18 protein-coding genes are annotated in these 14,958 nt (G+C 66.9%); 7 read left to right on the top strand and 11 right to left on the bottom strand.

Annotated elements, in window-relative coordinates; genetic code table 11:
- Positions 1 to 29 precede the first annotated feature (29 nt).
- The 5 genes from rapZ (at position 30) to FHD68_RS01715 (ending at position 2,837) form a co-directional block, all read left to right on the top strand.
- On the top strand, positions 30 to 980 hold the full coding sequence (gene rapZ, locus FHD68_RS01735; RefSeq protein WP_127897937.1) for an RNase adapter RapZ: 951 nt from the start codon (positions 30 to 32) through the stop codon (positions 978 to 980).
- 43 nt (positions 981 to 1,023) lie between these two features.
- Positions 1,024 to 1,446 (top strand): PTS sugar transporter subunit IIA, encoded by a 423-nt coding sequence (locus FHD68_RS01730; protein WP_045982754.1) that lies wholly within the window; start codon positions 1,024 to 1,026, stop codon positions 1,444 to 1,446.
- Positions 1,443 to 1,721: an HPr family phosphocarrier protein gene (locus FHD68_RS01725; RefSeq protein WP_127897938.1), complete on the top strand. Its 279-nt coding sequence runs from the start codon at positions 1,443 to 1,445 to the stop codon at positions 1,719 to 1,721. The genes FHD68_RS01730 and FHD68_RS01725 overlap by 4 nt, the downstream gene beginning before the upstream one ends.
- Entirely contained in the window at positions 1,721 to 2,350 is a 630-nt protein-coding gene (locus FHD68_RS01720; RefSeq protein ID WP_240542502.1) for a TetR/AcrR family transcriptional regulator, read from the top strand. Before FHD68_RS01725 ends, FHD68_RS01720 begins: the two co-directional genes overlap by 1 nt.
- Before the next feature lie 85 nt (positions 2,351 to 2,435).
- Positions 2,436 to 2,837 (top strand): DUF2852 domain-containing protein, encoded by a 402-nt coding sequence (locus tag FHD68_RS01715; RefSeq protein WP_052714837.1) that lies wholly within the window; start codon positions 2,436 to 2,438, stop codon positions 2,835 to 2,837.
- A 33-nt stretch (positions 2,838 to 2,870) separates the two neighbouring features.
- On the opposite strand, the gene betC is transcribed toward FHD68_RS01715, so the two are convergent.
- From betC to FHD68_RS01670, 9 genes are all read right to left on the bottom strand, one after another.
- Complete coding sequence (gene betC / locus FHD68_RS01710) at positions 2,871 to 4,364, bottom strand: choline-sulfatase (protein WP_280115158.1); 1,494 nt, start codon at positions 4,362 to 4,364, stop codon at positions 2,871 to 2,873.
- 6 nt (positions 4,365 to 4,370) lie between these two features.
- Positions 4,371 to 5,300, bottom strand: a complete 930-nt coding sequence (gene choX, locus FHD68_RS01705) for a choline ABC transporter substrate-binding protein (protein WP_045982757.1) — start codon at positions 5,298 to 5,300, stop codon at positions 4,371 to 4,373.
- 76 nt (positions 5,301 to 5,376) lie between these two features.
- Positions 5,377 to 6,252 carry a 3-hydroxybutyryl-CoA dehydrogenase gene (locus FHD68_RS01700; protein WP_045982758.1) on the bottom strand — a complete coding sequence of 292 codons (876 nt, stop codon included), beginning with the start codon at positions 6,250 to 6,252 and terminating at the stop codon, positions 5,377 to 5,379.
- A gap of 110 nt (positions 6,253 to 6,362) precedes the next feature.
- Positions 6,363 to 7,289, bottom strand: coding sequence for an electron transfer flavoprotein subunit alpha/FixB family protein (locus tag FHD68_RS01695; RefSeq protein WP_127897939.1), 927 nt, complete (start codon positions 7,287 to 7,289; stop codon positions 6,363 to 6,365).
- Entirely contained in the window at positions 7,289 to 8,047 is a 759-nt protein-coding gene (locus tag FHD68_RS01690) for an electron transfer flavoprotein subunit beta/FixA family protein (RefSeq protein WP_046000093.1), read from the bottom strand. Before FHD68_RS01690 ends, FHD68_RS01695 begins: the two co-directional genes overlap by 1 nt.
- Before the next feature lie 111 nt (positions 8,048 to 8,158).
- Positions 8,159 to 8,731 carry a cob(I)yrinic acid a,c-diamide adenosyltransferase gene (locus tag FHD68_RS01685; RefSeq protein ID WP_046000094.1) on the bottom strand — a complete coding sequence of 191 codons (573 nt, stop codon included), beginning with the start codon at positions 8,729 to 8,731 and terminating at the stop codon, positions 8,159 to 8,161.
- Positions 8,731 to 8,931, bottom strand: a complete 201-nt coding sequence (locus FHD68_RS01680) for a twin transmembrane helix small protein (protein ID WP_127897940.1) — start codon at positions 8,929 to 8,931, stop codon at positions 8,731 to 8,733. The genes FHD68_RS01685 and FHD68_RS01680 overlap by 1 nt, the downstream gene beginning before the upstream one ends.
- 27 nt (positions 8,932 to 8,958) lie before the next feature.
- On the bottom strand, positions 8,959 to 9,777 hold the full coding sequence (locus tag FHD68_RS01675; protein WP_127897941.1) for an SDR family NAD(P)-dependent oxidoreductase: 819 nt from the start codon (positions 9,775 to 9,777) through the stop codon (positions 8,959 to 8,961).
- On the bottom strand, positions 9,774 to 10,289 hold the full coding sequence (locus FHD68_RS01670; protein ID WP_127897942.1) for an SH3 domain-containing protein: 516 nt from the start codon (positions 10,287 to 10,289) through the stop codon (positions 9,774 to 9,776). The genes FHD68_RS01675 and FHD68_RS01670 overlap by 4 nt, the downstream gene beginning before the upstream one ends.
- A gap of 125 nt (positions 10,290 to 10,414) precedes the next feature.
- On the opposite strand from FHD68_RS01670, the gene parC reads away from it, so the two are divergent.
- Positions 10,415 to 12,658 (top strand): DNA topoisomerase IV subunit A, encoded by a 2,244-nt coding sequence (gene parC, locus FHD68_RS01665; RefSeq protein WP_127899301.1) that lies wholly within the window; start codon positions 10,415 to 10,417, stop codon positions 12,656 to 12,658.
- 70 nt (positions 12,659 to 12,728) lie between these two features.
- Here parC and FHD68_RS01660 read toward each other — a convergent pair whose 3' ends face one another.
- Positions 12,729 to 13,637 carry an SDR family oxidoreductase gene (locus FHD68_RS01660; RefSeq protein WP_127897943.1) on the bottom strand — a complete coding sequence of 303 codons (909 nt, stop codon included), beginning with the start codon at positions 13,635 to 13,637 and terminating at the stop codon, positions 12,729 to 12,731.
- A 138-nt stretch (positions 13,638 to 13,775) separates the two neighbouring features.
- Entirely contained in the window at positions 13,776 to 14,594 is an 819-nt protein-coding gene (locus FHD68_RS01655) for a DUF533 domain-containing protein (RefSeq protein WP_127897944.1), read from the bottom strand.
- A gap of 231 nt (positions 14,595 to 14,825) precedes the next feature.
- On the opposite strand from FHD68_RS01655, the gene FHD68_RS01650 reads away from it, so the two are divergent.
- On the top strand, positions 14,826 to 14,958 hold a 133-nt coding region (locus tag FHD68_RS01650; RefSeq protein WP_242679605.1), incomplete at its 3' end, for a GTP-binding protein.

The raw sequence follows: 14,958 nt of genomic DNA, 5'->3' as shown, positions 1-14,958 counted from the left end.
CGCGCGCGCAGCGCCATAGGGAAGGACGCATGGACCACGACGCCATCGAACCCGAGGCCCAACGGCTGGTGCTGGTCACCGGGCCGTCCGGGGCAGGGCGATCGACCGCCATCAACGTGCTGGAGGATCTGGGCTTCGAGGCGATCGACAACCTGCCCTTGTCGCTGATCCCGCGCCTGCTGGACGGACCCGCGCGTCCGACGCCGCTGGCCTTGGGGCTGGACGTGCGCAATCGCGACTTTTCCGCCTTCAACGTGATCGAGCTGATTGACCGACTGACGCGCCTTCCCGGCTATGCGCCCGAGGTGCTGTATCTGGACTGCGACGCCGATACCCTGGTCCGCCGCTACAGCGAGACGCGCCGCCGCCATCCCTTGGCCCCCGATGAGGCGCCGATGGCCGGGGTCTTGGCCGAGATCGACCTGCTTGCACCGATCCGCGTGCGGGCCGATGTGCTGGTCGATACGACCGAACTGTCGCCCCATGACCTCAAGGCCGAGCTGACGCGGTGGTTCGACGTGCGCCCCGACCGGCGGCTCAGCGTGTCGCTGCACTCCTTCAGCTACAAACGTGGCGTGCCGCGGGGCCTGGACCTGATGTTCGACTGTCGCTTTCTGGCCAATCCGCACTGGAACCCGGACCTGCGGCCGCTGGACGGTCGTGACGACCGCGTGCAGGCGCATGTCGCCGCCGATCCGCGATTCGCCGAATTCTTTCAGCGGACCCGGGATCTGGTCGAATTTCTTCTGCCAGCCCATATGGACGAGGGCAAATCGCACCTGGCGGTCGGTTTCGGCTGTACCGGGGGACAGCATCGTTCCGTCACTTTGGTGGAAAAGATGGCCCTGGCGCTTGCAGATGCGGGCTGGCCGGTGTCAATAAGGCACAGGGAACTGGAGCGTCGGGGCATGACGCTGCAGTCTGGTGCGGACGCATCGCCTGCGGGCGAGGCTCGCGCGTCGCAAAGGCAGGCGTCATGAGGTTTGGGGTGTTTTGGAAGTCTTCTGGGCTTGGTGAGGCGCGTTGATCGGTATTGTCATAGTGGCGCATGGGGGATTGGCCCGAGAGTATCTCTCGGCCGTCGAACATGTCGTGGGTCCGCAGGTCGGCATCGCCGCCGTCGCGATCGAGGATGATCATGATCGCGCAGCCAAGACCGCCGAGATCAAGGCGGCCGCGGATGCGGTCGATCTGGGCGACGGCGTCGTCCTGGTGACCGATCTGTTCGGCGGGTCTCCCTCGAACCTGTCCCTGCCGGCCTGCGCGGTGCAGGACCGCACCATCCTCTACGGTGCCAACCTGCCGATGCTGGTCAAGCTGGCCAAGTCGCGGCATCTCAGCGTGCCGGTCGCGGTGGGCTTTGCCAAGGACGCGGGGCGCAAGTACATCAATTCCTACAACGTCCCGCCCGAGGCCGCGCTGGACAGCGGGCGGTATCCGCGATGACCGATGCGATCACCCGCGACCTGTCGATCATCAACGTCAAGGGCCTGCACGCCCGGGCCAGCGCCAAGTTCGTTGACGTGGTCGAACGGCATGACGCGCAGGCAAGGGTCGAAAAGGACGGCATGGCCGTCTCTGGCGACAGCATCATGGGTCTGCTGATGCTGACCGCCCCGCGCGGCAGCCAGATCCGCGTGACCACCTCCGGCCCCGAGGCGCAGGCCCTGGCGGACGCGCTGGAGGCGCTTGTGGGGGACTATTTCGGCGAAGGCATGTAGTGGCCGCGCCCATCACCCCCGACCGCAAGTCCTATCACCACGGCAACCTGCGCCAGGCCCTGGTCGAGGCGACCGCCGACCTGGTCCAGGAGAAGGGCCCGCAGGCCTTCACCCTGACCGAGGCCGCGCGCCGCGCCGGCGTGTCCCCAGCCGCCCCTTATCGCCACTTCAAGGGTCGCGACGACCTGCTAGAGGAGGTCGCGCGCCAGGGCTTCATCGAATTCGCCGCCCGGCTGGAGGCCGCATTCGACGGTGGCCGTCCGCGGCCTCTGACCGCGTTCCTGCGCATGGGCCAGACCTATCTGGACTTTGCCGCCGAACGGCCCGGTTATTACATGGCGATGTTCGAAAGCGGCATCTCTGTCGTGGGCAATGTCGATCTGGCGGCCGCATCTGCGCGGGCGCAGGGCGTGCTTGTAACCGCGGCCGAGGCGATGGCCGCCCGCCTGCCCGAAGACCGCCGTCCGCCCGCCCGCATGGTGGCCAACCACATCTGGGCGTTGAGCCACGGTGTGGTCGAGCTGTTCGGCCGCGGCAAGCCCGGCTGCCGCAGCCCGGTCGAGCCGTCCGAAATGCTGGAAAGCGGGGCGCTGATCTATCTGCGCGGGCTTGGACTGATCCAGGATTGAATAGTTGCACGACGATCTTGACGGAACCCTCCTCGCCACCCATCTATGTAAATGTAATTCACATTAACATAGGGAGATACCACAGATGACCATCGCAACCCCCGTGCTTCGCCCGGCGACGACCCAGCAGCGCATCACCGATGTGCTGGCCCGTGGTCGCGACTGGCTGGATGCGCGCGGTCGCCCCGCCTGGCTTGTCGCCATGGTGCTGGGTTTCATCTTCGTCTGGCCCGTGGGCCTGGCCCTTCTGGGCTACATGATCTGGAGCAAACGCATGTTCGGATGCAGCAAACGCACCGCCGCCCCCCGCTATTCCGCGCCGTCGACCGGCAACAGCGCCTTCGACGCCTATCGCGCCGAGACGTTGAAGCGGCTGGAGGACGAGCATCGCGAATTCATCGACTTCCTGGCCAAGCTGCGCGAGGCTAAGGACAAGGCGGAATTCGATCAGTTCATGGAAAAGCGCGACGCCAAAACCGACGCGTAAGCAGATCAGGGGCCGGGTGACCGGCCCCCGTTCCTATTCGCCACGGGGAAACCGCTGGTTTTCCTCCAGCACGTTCAGGTCCATGTGATTGCGCATGTAGCGTTCGGACGCACGCTGCAGCGGCTGGTGGTCCCATGGATAATAGGCCCCGTTGCGTAACGCCTCGTACACGATCCAGCGGCGGGCCTGCGAATGACGCACCTGCGCGTCATAGGCCGACAGGTCCCACCGCTGCGCCGCCTGTGCACGCAGATCGGACAGCACCGCCGCATGGGCCGGATCGCCGGCCAAGTTCACGCACTCTGCCGGGTCGCTGTCCAGATCAAACAGTATTTCGGGATCGGCGTCGCAGGCGATGTATTTCCAGCGCCCGTCGCGCAGGGCGACCATGGGTGCGATGCTGCCCTCGGCGGCATACTCCATCGGCACCGGACCACGCGGCGCGCCTCGCGCCAGCGACCGGCCATCGGTCCAGGGCGCGATCTCGTCCATCGGAAGGCCCGCCAGGTCGCACAGCGTCGGCAGCACGTCGATGGTGCTGACCGGCTGGTCGACACGTCTTGGCGCCATGTCCGGCGCGGCGATCATCAGCGGCACCCGGGCCGAGCCTTCGAAGAAGTTCATCTTGAACCACAGCCCGCGTTCGCCCAGCATCTCGCCGTGGTCGGACAGGAACAGGATGATCGTGTCCTGCTGGCGTGTCGCCTCCAGCACGTCCAGGATCTGGCCGATCTTGTCATCGACATAGCTGATATTGGCAAAATAGCCCTGCCGCGCGCGCCGGATATGATCGTCGGTGATCTCTAGCCCGCGCCAATCGCACGCATCCATCAGGCGCTGCGAATGCGGGTCCTGCTGGTCATAGGGGATCGGCCGCGGCGGCTCCAGTTCCGGGATGCCGTCGTACAGGTCCCAGTACTTGCGCCTCGCCACGAACGGATCGTGGGGGTGGGTAAAGCTGACGGTCAGGCACCACGGCCGGCCGTCGGCCCCGCGTGCCAGATCGTACAGCTTGCGCGTCGCGTGATGGGCGACCTCGTCGTCATATTCCAGCTGATTGGTGATCTCGGCCACGCCCGCGCCGGTGACGGATCCAAGATTGTGGTACCACCAGTCGATCCGCTCCCCCGGCTTGCGGTAATCCGGGGTCCAGCCGAAATCGGCGGGATAGATGTCGGTGGTCAGACGCTCCTCGAAGCCGTGCAACTGGTCAGGGCCGACGAAATGCATCTTGCCCGACAGGCAGGTGTGGTACCCCGCCCGGCGCAGGTGATGCGCATAGGTCGGGATGTCGGACGCGAATTCCGCCGCGTTGTCATAGACCCGCGTGCGACTTGGCAACTGGCCCGACATGAAGCTGGCCCGCCCCGGCGCGCAAAGCGGGCTGCCGGTATAGGTGTTCGCGAACCGGGTCGACCGTTCGGCCAGTCGCCGCAGGTTCGGGCTGTGCAGGAAAGCGGCGGGGCCGTCGGGGAAAAGAACCCCCGACAGCTGATCCGCCATGAGGATCAGGATATTGGGTTTCACGGGCTGTTATCCGGCGACGGCGGCCTGCACGGCATCCAGGCCGGGCTGCCCGTCCAGCGTGGTGACGCCGTCCAGCCAGGGACCCATCGCATCGGGATTGGCGGCCAACCACTCGCGCGCCGCGTCCTGCGCATCGGCGCCGTCGTCCAGGATCGCGCCCATCAGCTGGTTCTCCATTGACACGTCGAAGACCAGCTGGCTGAACAGCCGCGCTGCATTGGGGCACATTTCGGCCCATTCGCTGCGGGCAAGGGTGTGGACGGTCGCACCGCCAAAATCGGGGCCGAACTGTTCGTCGCCGCCCGACAGATAGGTGATCTCGATCGCCTCGTTCATCGGGTGGGGCGCCCAGGCCAGGAAGACGGTGGGCGTATCGGCATTGCGGGTGACCTGCGCCAGCATCGCCTGTTCACCGCTCTCGACCAGCTCCCAATCGCCCAGGCCGAACAGATCGGCATCGATCATGCCCTGGATGTTCTGGTTCGCGGGGGCGCCGGGTTCGATGCCATAGATCTTGCCCTCGAACGCGTCGCGATGGGCGTCCAGATCGGCGAAATCCGCGACGCCGAGGGCCGCGGCGGCGGGGTTCACGGCCAAGGTGAACTTGGCGCCCTCCAGGTTCTGCGCCAGCTCGGTCACGCCGCCATCGGCGTCCAGATCCTCGCGGAACGCGGCTTGCGCCGGCATCCAGTTGCCCAGGAACACGTCGGTCTGCGCGCCCTTCAGCGCCTCATAGCCGACGGGAACGGACAGGGTGGCGATGTTCGGGGCATAGCCCAGGGCCTCCAGCACCACCGCTGCGACGCCGTTCGTCGCGGTGATGTCCGTCCAGCCCGGATCGGACAGGCGTACGGTGCCGCATTCGGCAGGATCGGCGGCATGGGCAGGCAGGGCGGCCACGCCCAGAAGCAGGGCGGCAAGGATCGGCTTGGTCATGGGTCTCTCCTGTCGGTGTGAAGATCTGCCCTCATGCTGGGCAGATTCTCAGGGCGCGCCCGCCTGAATGCGACAGTCAGCGCGTCGGAACTGGTGTATCGCCGCGATAATCATAAAAGCCGCGGCCCGTCTTGCGGCCCAGCCAACCTGCCTCGACATATTTCGTCAACAGCGGGCAGGGGCGGTATTTCGTGTCGGCCAAGCCGTCATGCAGCACGTTCATGATCGCCAGGCAGGTGTCCAGGCCGATGAAATCGGCCAGCTCCAGCGGGCCCATCGGGTGGTTGGTGCCCAGCTTCATCGCGCTGTCGATGCTGCTGACCGATCCGACGCCCTCGTAAAGCGTATAGACCGCCTCGTTGATCATCGGCATCAGGATGCGGTTCACGATGAAGGCGGGAAAATCCTCGGCGGTGGCCGATGTCTTGCCCAGCTTCTCGACGACGGCGTGCAGTTCGCGATAGGTGGCCTCGTCCGTGGCGATGCCGCGGATCAGCTCGACCAGCTGCATCACGGGAACGGGGTTCATGAAGTGGAACCCCATGAATTTTTCGGGCCGGTCGGTGCGCGAGGCCAGCCGCGTGATCGAGATCGACGATGTGTTCGACGTCAGGATCGTCTCGGGCTTCAGGTGCGGGACCAGGTCCTCGAAGATCGCCTGCTTCACCGTCTCGCGTTCGGTCGCGGCCTCGATCACCAGGTCGCATTGGCCCAGGTCCGACAGCTTCAGCGTCGTGCGGATATGGCCCATGGCGGTCGCCTTGACCTCGGCGGTGATCTTGTCGCGGGCGACCTGACGTTCCAAGTTGCGGTCGATCAGGGCGATGGCCTTGTTCAGCGCATCCTGGCTGATGTCGGTCAGCAGCACGTCATAGCCCGCCACCGCAAAGACATGCGCGATGCCGTTGCCCATCTGACCTGCGCCGATCACGCCAACCGATTGAACCGTCATGCCTGCATCCCCTGTTCCGACGCCGGGACGATAGGGCGGGGCGGGACATGCTGCAATGCAAAACCGCCCCCCGTCGCCGGGGGGCGGTCCGTGGCAATCCTTGTGCGGGATTACAGCTTTTCGGTCAGTTCCGGGACGATGGTGAACAAATCGCCCACCAGGCCGTAATCGGCGACCTGGAAGATCGGCGCTTCCTCGTCCTTGTTGATGGCCACGATGACCTTGCTGTCCTTCATGCCGGCCAGGTGCTGGATCGCACCGGAAATGCCGACCGCGACGTAGAGCGCGGGCGCCACGACCTTGCCGGTCTGGCCCACCTGCCAGTCGTTCGGGGCATAGCCCGAATCGACCGCCGCGCGCGATGCGCCGACGGCGGCGCCCAGCTTGTCGGCCAGCTGTTCGATCATCACGAACTGCTCCTTGGAGCCCAGGGCGCGCCCGCCCGACACGACACGTCCGGCCGAGGTCAGTTCGGGGCGGTCGTTCTGGGCGACCTCGTCGTTCAGCCATTTCGACAGGGCCGGATCGTCCGCCAGCGTGGCGTCGGACACCGGCGCCGCGGGACCTTCGCCGGCCGCGTCAAAGCTGGCCACGCGGATGGTCATGACCTTCTTGCTGTCGGCCGAGGTGATCGTCTGGATGGCGTTGCCGGCATAGACCGGACGCTCGAACGTGTCGGCGTCGATCACGGCGGAGACGTCCGACATCACCATCACGTCCAGCAGAGCCGCGACACGCGGCATGACGTTCTTGGCATCCGTGGTGGCGGGGGCCGCGATGTGGCTGTAGTCGCCCGCCAGCGCCACGATCAGCGCGGCGGTCGGTTCGGCCAAGCGGTGGCCGTAACGCGCATCCTCGGCGACCAGCACCTTGGAGACGCCGGCGATGGTCGCGGCCTGATCGGCCGCCGCACGCGCCTGCGCGCCGGCGCACAGCACGGTCACGTCGCCCAGGGCGGTGACGGCATGGACGGCCTTGGCGGTCGCATCGCGGTTCAGTTCGCCGCCGGTGACTTCGGCCAGAAGAAGAACAGCCATCACACGATCCCCGCTTCTTTGAGTTTCGACACAAGTTCGTCGACCGAGCCGACCTTGATCCCGGCCTTGCGGCCCTCGGGTTCGCGGGTCTTGACCACGGTCAGGCGCGGGGTGACGTCGACGCCGTAATCGGCGGCGGTCTTCTCCTCCAGCGGCTTCTTCTTGGCCTTCATGATGTTGGGCAGCGACGCATAGCGCGGTTCGTTCAGGCGCAGGTCGGCGGTCACGATGGCGGGCAGCTTGACCTCGATGGTCTGCAGGCCGCCGTCGACCTCGCGGGTGACATGGGCCGCGTCGCCCGCGATCTCCAGCTTGCTGGCAAAGGTCGCCTGGCTCCAGCCCAGCAGGGCCGACAGCATCTGTCCGGTCGCGTTCATGTCGTTGTCGATCGCCTGCTTGCCGGCGATGACCAGCTGCGGCTGTTCGGCATCGACGATGGCCTTGAGGATCTTGGCGACGGCCAGCGGTTCGATGTCCTGATGCACGTCATCGGCGGCGACGACTAGGATGGCGCGGTCCGCCCCCATGGCCAGCGCGGTGCGCAGGGTTTCGGCGGCCTGCTTGACGCCGATGCTGACGGCCACGATCTCGGTGGCCGCGCCCTTTTCCTTCAGGCGGATGGCTTCTTCGACGGCGATCTCGTCGAAGGGGTTCATCGACATCTTCACGTTGGCCAGATCGACACCCGATCCGTCCGCCTTCACGCGGGCCTTCACGTTATAGTCGATCACGCGCTTGACTGGCACGAGGACTTTCATCGGCCTCTCTCCCTTTGTTTGCGTCATCTGTCGCAGGATTGTTAGACAGGGAAATCCGGCAAGGACAGGGCAAAAGCGTCACAGGACGCAGCGTTTGCGGCGACGCCCCCGTCAGCGGCTGGCGCCCGGCACCCACAGGATATCGTCCGCGCCGTCGTTGTTGGCCACGCGGCCCGCGACGAACAACCAGTCCGACAGCCGGTTCAGATAGCGGATCGCACTGGCGTTCACGTCGCCCCCCGCCAGCAGTTCGGTGGCGCGGCGTTCCGCCCGGCGCGCCACCGTCCGCGACAGGTGCAGATGCGCAGCCAGCGCGCTGCCACCGGGCAGGATGAAGCTGCGCAGCGGCGCGATGTTGGCGTTCATCGCGTCGATCTCGGCCTCGAGGCGGTCGATCTGGGCGTCGATGATGCGCAGGACCGGATAGCCCGCCTGATCGTCCGCGGCCATGTTCGGGCGCGACAGGTCGGCGCCCAGGTCGAACAGGTCGTTCTGGATCACGGCGATGCGTTCGGCCAGATCGCCCGTCGCATGCTGGCGGCACAGGCCCAGGGTCGCGTTCAGTTCGTCGACGGTGCCGTACGCTTCGACACGGGGGTCGTGCTTGGCCACGCGGCTGCCGTCGGACAGGGCGGTGTCGCCCTTGTCGCCGGTGCGGGTATAGATCTTGTTCAGAACGACCATCAAATCGACCTCAGCCACAAAAACAGCATCAGGATGACCAGCGCGGCGACCTGGGCATACAGCCGCCAGCGCATCATGCGGTTGCCATGCTTGCGGTTGAAATCGCCGCCTTTGGCAAAGCCGCCGATCCCCGTCAGCAGGATCGCGATGACGACCCCGACGGACAGGATCGTGACAAGGAACAGGGATTGATCGGGCATGGGGGACACCGCCTTTCGGCCGCCAACCTAGTTGCGCCGCGCAAACCAGTCCAGAGCGCGGGTCGGCAGAACCCGCCGCGCGACCCCGGAAATGCGCGTCGGCGCCGTGACATAGTAGCGCGGGGCGGGATTCGCCGCCGTCAGCGCGGTCAGGATGCGGTCGCTGACCGCGCGCGGCGGCAGCTCGAACCGGTCCTTGCCCGAGGGCTCATAGAGGCGCTTGAGCAGGCTGGCGTGGTACTGGTCGGCGCGCGGGCTGGCCTGCCAGTTCACCCACCGCTCGAAATGCGGGATGGCGTTTTCGCGAATGCGGCTGGTGATGGGCCCCGGCTCGATCAGGGTGACGTGGATGCCGGTGCCGTGCATCTCGAGGCGCAGCACGTCGGTCAGCCCCTCCAGCGCGAATTTCGTGGCCACATAGGGGCCGCGCCACGGGATGCCGACCAGCCCCAGGACCGAACTGATGGTGACGATCCGCCCCGCACCGCGGTCGCGGAAATGCGGGATCAGCCGGGTGGTCAGGTCATGCGTGCCAAGCAAATTGACCTCGAAGATGGCGCGCAGGGCGCCGCGGGGCATGTCCTCGACCGCGCCGGGCAGGGCGAACGCCGCGTTGTTGACCAGCGCGTCGATCGGACCGCCGGCCAGCGCGGCCTCGGCGCAGGCGGCGACGCTGTCCTCGGACGCAAGGTCCAGGGGCAGGCACTCCATCCCTTCGGCCTGCCGGGCGGCGATGTCCGTCGGGGTGCGGCAGGTGGCCACGACCTGCCAGCCCTGCGCCTGCAGGTGGCGCGCGGCGTCCAGGCCGATGCCCGACGAACAGCCGGTGATCAGCACGCGCCTCATGGGGCGTCGGACGTCAGGAACTGGGCCGAGACGAATCCCTGCTGGCCTTCGGCCGTCTGCACCTGCACCCATTCGCCGCCCGTCGGTCCCAAGGCCTGCACCGCCGATCCGCCGGTCAGGCTGGCCACGACCGGATTGTCGGTGCCCGCGCCTGCGCGCATGTTCACCCGGTCGGCCGTGACATACAGCACCGGCCCGTCGGCAGGCACAGCTTGCGCGGCCTCCGGTGTCGCCCCCGCATATTCGGGCGACGGTTCCAACGGCGGACCGGGAAAGCGCTGCGTGCGTTCCGGGGTCTGGCTGGCGGCGGGGACGATGTCGACCGGCGGGGTCGCGGGCAGGGTGCCGGCCGCAGGGGCGGTCAGCGACGGCGCGCCCGCATCGGTCGCGGCGCTGGCCCGCGTTGCCGGTTCCGGCTTGCGTTCGGTCCGCAGGTCGCCTTGGCCGAACCGGTCCAGCGTCATGAACACGCCCAGCAGCGTCACCAGCATCAGCAGTCCCAGCCTGATCATCGCGCCCGTCCCCCGTTGCGGCCATCGGATTAACCGATTTGATCGTCCAACGCCACGCGGACGGCAGCGTTCCCGGCCAGCTTTTCGATCTGGACCGGGCGGGCCATGGGGCCTATCCAAGGCGCATGGCCGACGATCTGATCCCCCAGCCCGAACAGGGCACCTCTTCCGAACCCCTCAGCCGCGCGATCGGCGAGCGGTACCTGACCTATGCGCTGTCCACGATCATGCACCGCGCGCTGCCCGATGCCCGCGACGGGCTGAAGCCGGTGCACCGCCGCATCCTCTATGCGATGCGCGAACTGCGCCTGGCGCCCAACGGGGCGTTCCGAAAGTCGGCCAAGATCACCGGCGACGTGATGGGCAACTATCACCCGCATGGCGACGCCGCGATCTATGACGCGATGGCCCGCCTGGCCCAGGATTTCGCCATGCGCTATCCGCTGGTGGACGGGCAGGGGAACTTTGGCAACATTGACGGCGACAACCCTGCCGCTGCGCGATACACCGAGGCCCGCCTGGCCGCGACGTCCGAGGCGCTGATGGATGGCCTGGCCGAGGATTCGGTCGATTTCCGCCCCAACTATGACGGTACGCTGAGCGAGCCGGTCGTGCTGCCCTCGGCCTTTCCGAACCTGCTGGCCAACGGTGCGTCGGGGATCGCGGTAGGCATGGCAACCAACATCCCCCCCCACAACCTGCACGAGGTCGTGGACGCCTGCCTGCATCTGATCAAGACGCCCGACGCGCGCGACGACACGCTGGCGACCCTGATCAAAGGGCCCGATTTCCCGACCGGCGGCGTGCTGGTCGAATCGGCGGACAGCATCGCCGAGACCTATCGCACCGGGCGCGGCGCGTTCCGCCTGCGCGCGCGCTGGACGCAGGAGGATCTGGGCCGCGGGCTGTGGCAGATCGTCGTCACCGAGATTCCCTATCAGGTGCAGAAATCCAAGCTGATCGAACGGCTGGCCGAACTGATCCAGACGCGCAAGATTCCGATCTTTGCCGATGTGCGCGACGAATCCGCCGAGGACGTGCGCATCGTCATCGAACCGCGTGCCCGCACCGTCGACCCCGAACAGCTGATGGGCGCGCTGTTCCGCGCCAGCGACCTGGAGATCCGGTTCAACCTGAACATGAACGTGCTGATCGACGGCCGCGTGCCCAAGGTCTGCTCGCTCAAGGAGGTCCTGCGCGCGTTCCTGGACCACCGCCGCGACGTTCTTGTGCGCCGCGCGGCCTATCGTCTGGACAAGATCGCGTCGCGCCTGGAGGTGCTGGAAGGCTATCTGGTCGCCTATCTGAACCTGGACCGCGTGATCGAGATCATTCGGACCAAGGACGAGCCCAAGGCCGTGATGATGGCCGAGTTCGGCCTGAACGACGTGCAGGTCGAGGCGATCCTGAACATGCGCCTGCGCGCCCTGCGCAAGCTAGAGGAGATCGAGCTGCGCGCCGAACGCGACGCCCTGTTGACCGAACGCGAGGGGCTTCAGGCGATGCTGGACAGCGAGGCCGCGCAATGGGCGCGCATCGCCGACCAGCTGAAGGAGGTGCGCAACCTGTTCGGCAAGTCGCGCCCCGAGGGTCAGCGCCGCACCACGATCAGCGAGGCCACCGAGATGCCCGTGATCGACCTGGAGGCCATGATCGAGCGTGAGCCGGTGACCGTGGTCCTGTCGAAGATGGGCTGGATCCGCACCCTGAAGGGCCATCAGCCGCTGGACGCCGAACTGAAGTTCAAGGACGGCGACGGCCCCGGCCAGGCCCTGCATGCCGAGACGACCGACAAGCTGATGATATTCGCGTCGAACGGGCGGTTCTACACCCTTCCGGTCAACACGCTGCCCGGCGGGCGCGGGATGGGAGAACCCTTGCGCCTGATGGTCGATCTGCCCAACGAGGCGCAGGTCATCGCCATGTTCCCGTGGCGCGAGGGGGCGAAGTATCTGGTGGCATCTCGGGCGGGCGACGGGTTCATCGTGGGCGCGGGGGACATCCTGGCTCAGACAAAGACCGGAAAGCAGGTCCTGAATGGCGACGCGCTGCTGTGTCGTCCGGTATCGGGCGACCACGTCGCCGTGGTTGGCGAAAACCGAAAGATGCTGGTCTTTCCCTTGGCCGAACTGCCCGAGATGGCACGCGGCAAGGGCGTGCGGCTGCAGCGCTTTGGCAAGGGCGGTGGGCTGATCAAGGCGGATGAGCTGGTCGATGCGATCTGCCTGACGCTGGCGCAGGGCCTGTCCTGGCCCATGACCGGCGGCAAGACCCGGACCGAACCGGACCTGACCGAATGGCTGGGCAAGCGGGGCAGTGCCGGCCGAATGGCGCCGCGCGGTTTCCCGCGCGACAACCGCTTTGCCTGAAGCGGCACCCCTCGCGACGCCGAGACGTGCCGCGAGGGTCCAAGGCGGTTGAGCTGCCCGGAAGGGTCGCTCAGAGCCCGCCGCCGCCGACGGACCCGAAATATTCGCCGGTGATATAGCTGGCCTCGTCCGAGGCCAGCAGCACATAGATCGGCGCGATCTCGACCGGCTGCCCGGGGCGACCCAGGGGTTGGCTTGCGCCATGTTCCTTTGCCTTGTCGGTCGGCTGGCCGCCGCTGATCTGCAGCGCGGTCCAGTAGGGGCCGGGACAGACCGCATTCACGCGGATGCCGCGCGGGGCCAGCTGTTTCGCCAGCGACTGCGCGAATGCCACGTTCGCGGCCTTGGACTGCGCATAGTCGAACAGATGCGCCGACCCCGAGAACGCCTGCACCGAAGAGGTGATGATGATCGATGCGCCCGCATCCATGTGGGGCAGCGCGGCCCGCGTCACCCAGAAGGGCGCATAGATGTTGGTCTTCATCGTGGCGTCGAAATCCTCGGTCGTCAGGTCCTCCAGCTTTTCGCAGAACTGCTGGCGACCGGCATTGTTGACCAGGATGTCCAGCCCGCCCAGCTGGGACACGGCGCTCTCGACCATCTCCTTGCAGAAGCCCTCGTCGCGCAGGTCGCCCGGAACGGCGACGGCCACGCGGCCCTCCGCCTCGATCAGCGAGACGACCGCGTCGGCATCGGCCTGTTCGTCGGGCAGATAGCAGATGGCGACGTCCGCGCCTTCGCGGGCAAAGGCGATGGCTGCTGCGGCGCCGATGCCGCTGTCGCCGCCGGTGATCAGGGCGCGCTTGCCCGATAGGCGGCCTGCGCCGCGATAGCTGGTCTCGCCATGGTCGGGCAGGGGGTCCATCTTCTGGGCAAGGCCGGGAAAGGGCTGTTCCTGCGCAGGGAAATCGGGGGCGGGAAGGCGCGGCTCGGCGATGGCGCCACTGCGGAACGGGGGACGGGCGGGGGTATCGGACATCTGTGGCCTCATGCGTTTGCGGTTCGCAGGCCAACCGCACAGCACGGCGAATGTTCCGGTCCGTCCGGGACAAGAAAGATCAACCGCCCATGAAAAAGCCGCCGCCCCGATGGGACGGCGGCGATGGTCGGCGCGGTCTCAGGCGCCGTTGTAAAGCGGCATCACGCCCGCCTCGGCATGGACGGCGTTGACGGTGGCGCGGTCCAGCTTCATCGCGGTTGCCAGGTCATTCAGATAGCGGGCCTCGGCCTCGCTGTCGAAGTCGATCGCCAGCAGTGACATCAGATAGACCTGACGCTCCATGCCCTCGGGGACCTCGCGGGCAAGGCCCGCTGCATCGACGGGCGCGGCCATCTGGTCGCGGATGAACTGGCGTTCGTCATCGTCCAGATCATCGCCCAGATGACCCAGCAGGCGCTGGCGTTCGGTGTCGTCGACATGGCCGTCGGACTTGGCCGCCTGGATCATCGCGCGCAGCATCAGCCCGGCGATGGCATTCTGTTCCGGGGTGGGCGCGACCTGCGGCTCGCCGTCATGGGCCAGCGCATCGTCGAACAGCGCACCAAAAGTGGCATTGTTCTTTTCCTGCGATCCCTTGGTGGCCAGGTGGCCCGCCGCACCGCCCGCGGCCGCGCCGCCCAGAAGGCCGCCCAGCATTCCGCCCAGGCTGCCGCCACCCATGCTGCTGCCGCCGCGCTGGCCGCCCAGCTTGTCCAGCAGGCCGCCAAGCGAACCGCTGCCCGTCCCGGTGCCGCCGCCAAGGGCGCGGCCCAGCATCTGGTTCAGGCTGCCGCCCGACGTACCGCCGGTGTTGTTGCCCAGCAGGTTGTCCAGCAGGCCGCCGCTGGCCTTGCGCTGGCCGGGACGCCCGCCATGCTGGTTGTTCATCATCGTGCCGATCCCCTTGGCCAGCATCACGCCGGCGGCGACCTTGGTCAGGCTTCTCATCAGGCTCATGCGAATCCCCCTTGTGGATGGGCGCGGACCTGATGGCCCGGCGCCTTGCGCTGCCAAACGATATGGGTCGCCCGGCGGTTCCTGCAAAGAGGCGGGCAGGCGCCCCGACCCCGACATGATTAGCCACGGCACGCAAGCCCGCCCTTGATTTCCCCGCGCGGGCCTTATACATCGCGGCGCACGTCAATCCGGGGCCCTTTCAGCCATGCCCCGCGGATCCAGGAGGCCCACATGGCAAAGGCAAAGTTTGAACGGAACAAACCGCACGTCAACATCGGCACGATCGGCCATGTTGACCACGGCAAGACGACGCTGACGGCGGCCATCACGAAGTACTTCGGCGAATTCCGCGCCTATGACCAGA

It is taken from the genome of Paracoccus marcusii (assembly GCF_006151785.1).
GTDB classification, from domain to species: domain Bacteria; phylum Pseudomonadota; class Alphaproteobacteria; order Rhodobacterales; family Rhodobacteraceae; genus Paracoccus; species Paracoccus marcusii.
The sequence above is the reverse complement of the archived record's forward strand: the minus strand, read 5'-3'. Positions and strand labels throughout refer to the sequence as shown.

What these genes read in the sequence shown, in the direction of transcription:
- rapZ (WP_127897937.1), top strand. Translation starts at nt 30, where the DNA reads ATGGACCACGACGCCATCGAACCCGAGGCCCAACGGCTGGTGCTGGTC.
- FHD68_RS01725 (WP_127897938.1), top strand. Translation starts at nt 1,443, where the DNA reads ATGACCGATGCGATCACCCGCGACCTGTCGATCATCAACGTCAAGGGC.
- FHD68_RS01715 (WP_052714837.1), top strand. Translation starts at nt 2,436, where the DNA reads ATGACCATCGCAACCCCCGTGCTTCGCCCGGCGACGACCCAGCAGCGC.
- choX (WP_045982757.1), bottom strand. Translation starts at nt 5,300, where the DNA reads ATGACCAAGCCGATCCTTGCCGCCCTGCTTCTGGGCGTGGCCGCCCTG.
- FHD68_RS01700 (WP_045982758.1), bottom strand. Translation starts at nt 6,252, where the DNA reads ATGACGGTTCAATCGGTTGGCGTGATCGGCGCAGGTCAGATGGGCAAC.
- FHD68_RS01695 (WP_127897939.1), bottom strand. Translation starts at nt 7,289, where the DNA reads ATGGCTGTTCTTCTTCTGGCCGAAGTCACCGGCGGCGAACTGAACCGC.
- FHD68_RS01690 (WP_046000093.1), bottom strand. Translation starts at nt 8,047, where the DNA reads ATGAAAGTCCTCGTGCCAGTCAAGCGCGTGATCGACTATAACGTGAAG.
- FHD68_RS01685 (WP_046000094.1), bottom strand. Translation starts at nt 8,731, where the DNA reads ATGGTCGTTCTGAACAAGATCTATACCCGCACCGGCGACAAGGGCGAC.
- FHD68_RS01680 (WP_127897940.1), bottom strand. Translation starts at nt 8,931, where the DNA reads ATGCCCGATCAATCCCTGTTCCTTGTCACGATCCTGTCCGTCGGGGTC.
- FHD68_RS01675 (WP_127897941.1), bottom strand. Translation starts at nt 9,777, where the DNA reads ATGAGGCGCGTGCTGATCACCGGCTGTTCGTCGGGCATCGGCCTGGAC.
- FHD68_RS01670 (WP_127897942.1), bottom strand. Translation starts at nt 10,289, where the DNA reads ATGATCAGGCTGGGACTGCTGATGCTGGTGACGCTGCTGGGCGTGTTC.
- parC (WP_127899301.1), top strand. Translation starts at nt 10,415, where the DNA reads ATGGCCGACGATCTGATCCCCCAGCCCGAACAGGGCACCTCTTCCGAA.
- FHD68_RS01660 (WP_127897943.1), bottom strand. Translation starts at nt 13,637, where the DNA reads ATGTCCGATACCCCCGCCCGTCCCCCGTTCCGCAGTGGCGCCATCGCC.
- FHD68_RS01655 (WP_127897944.1), bottom strand. Translation starts at nt 14,594, where the DNA reads ATGAGCCTGATGAGAAGCCTGACCAAGGTCGCCGCCGGCGTGATGCTG.